2 protein-coding genes and 1 pseudogene are annotated in these 1,724 nt (G+C 64.7%); 2 read left to right on the top strand and 1 reads right to left on the bottom strand.

Annotation, left to right across the window (positions count from 1 at the left end):
- Window positions 1-560: 560 nt before the first annotated feature.
- Both JJL56_RS33855 and JJL56_RS34205 read left to right on the top strand, forming a co-directional pair.
- Window positions 561-851 (top strand): annotated as a pseudogene (locus JJL56_RS33855) (ATP-binding protein); the annotation flags it as partial.
- A 436-nt stretch (window positions 852-1,287) separates the two neighbouring features.
- Window positions 1,288-1,407, top strand: a complete 120-nt coding sequence (locus JJL56_RS34205; protein WP_200487930.1) for a hypothetical protein — start codon at window positions 1,288-1,290, stop codon at window positions 1,405-1,407.
- On the opposite strand, the gene JJL56_RS32700 is transcribed toward JJL56_RS34205, so the two are convergent.
- The coding region (locus JJL56_RS32700; protein WP_200487929.1) for a transposase at window positions 1,376-1,724 on the bottom strand (349 nt) is incomplete at its 5' end. The genes JJL56_RS34205 and JJL56_RS32700 overlap by 32 nt on opposite strands.

Here is a 1,724-nt window from a genome sequence, read left to right on the forward strand (position 1 = left end):
CCCGGTAGCTCGTCAGGCTCATAACCTGAAGGTCGCAGGTTCAAATCCTGCCCCCGCAACCAAATCAAGCCAGCAATCCCAAGGGGTTGCTGGTTTTTTTGTTTCTGGTGTCAATCGGCTTGAGATCGGGACCCTGGATCGGCGCGGAAAAGGGGCTCTGACGCAGTTTTGGTGATGCTGAGAGGCAGCAAGCGTTGGTTTCCTGAAAGGGATCAACGCCATCGTTGACCTGGACGGCCGGCCGGCTGCCCGATCTGCCGGGCTTGCGCGAGCGATTCCAACCCGCCGCCCCGGCCATCACCGACGTCGTGGTCGAGCTGGTGCCGCTGAGCCTCTAGGACGAGTTGGGCACCGTCCGCCCGGGAGCCGCCGCATGAGCCCGTCCGATCCCATCGACGCCGCCCGCCTGTCGCTGGCGCTGGGCGACCTGCGCCTGCCCGCGATCAAGCTGATCTGGCCGGAGTTCGCCGCCCGCGCCGACAAGGAGGGCTGGCCGGCCGCCCGCTTCCTCGCCGCGCTCACCGAGCATGAAATGGCCGAACGGGCCCGGCGCCGCATCGAACCAGGCCGAAACCAGCATCATCTTCGAGCTGATCGGAACCCGCTACGAGCGCCGGTCGCTGTTGATCACGGCCAACCAGCCGTTCGGCGAGTGGGGGCGGATCTTCCCAAATCAGGCCATGACCCTGGCCGCCATCGACCGGCTCGTCCACCATGCCACCATCTTCGAGATGAACGTCGAAAGCTATCGGCGGCGAGCCGCCCTGGAGCGCAAACACGGGCCGGGACGCCCTCCCTCCCGCGCGACAATCAACGCCAACCAGATTGACGCGCCGCGACAGGAGGCTTGAAAACCGCCGCCGCGCGCGACAATCATACTTCAACCGCGACCCCAGCTCTTCTCATACTGTTCGTCGCGCTCCCTCATCCAGATTGTCGCGCCACAGACCACCGTCTGCCCACGGTCAAGGGCGACCGCCAAGCCTATGCCGAGCAGATCGGCGCTGATGGGCACGCGCTGCTCGATGCGATTTATGCCGGCGATGCCGAAGCTTGGCTGCGCCACATTCCGGCCGTCGAGACGATGCGGCGGGTCTGGGTCCAGCAGTTCTACCGTTCGGAGGCGCGTGTCCAGTGGCGCACGGAAGCGGAGGGTGTGCCGTCGTCGGTTTTGTTCATCGCATCGCCGTACGATTCCGAAGCGCATTTCGGCAAGAAGCGCAGCACCTCCTGGGTCGGCCACAAGGTGCATCTCACGGAAAGCTGCGATGAGGAACCAACGCCTGGATCGAGGATGAACTCGCCGGCTGCCACTTTGCCGACGAGCGGCTGGGGCGACGCTTGGAGCTATGTGGGAGATTGGGTGACGGGCCGATCAGGCGGCGTTCTGTGACGCGGCTTCAGTGACCTCGATGCCGTCGCGGAATGTGACGCCGCGGATCACCTTGGGCAACAGGTTTTCGCCCTGGAGGCGGCGCCAGGTTTTTGCCGCGGCGGTGATCAGCTTGAAGACCATCAGCTTGGCGGTCTCCTGTGACAGCGCCCCCTTGGTTCGGAAGGTCCGGTGCCGCACGGTGGCGAACACGCTCTCAATGGGATTTGTGGTCCGAACGTGCTCCCAGTGCTCGGCGGGGAAGGCGTAGAAGGCGAGCAGCGCGTAGCGGTCCTTGCTCAGGCACTGGACGGCTTTGGCATGCTTGGCCGCGTACTTCTTCACGAAGATC

This window comes from Azospirillum aestuarii (genome assembly GCF_016632405.1).
GTDB classification, from domain to species: domain Bacteria; phylum Pseudomonadota; class Alphaproteobacteria; order Azospirillales; family Azospirillaceae; genus Azospirillum; species Azospirillum aestuarii.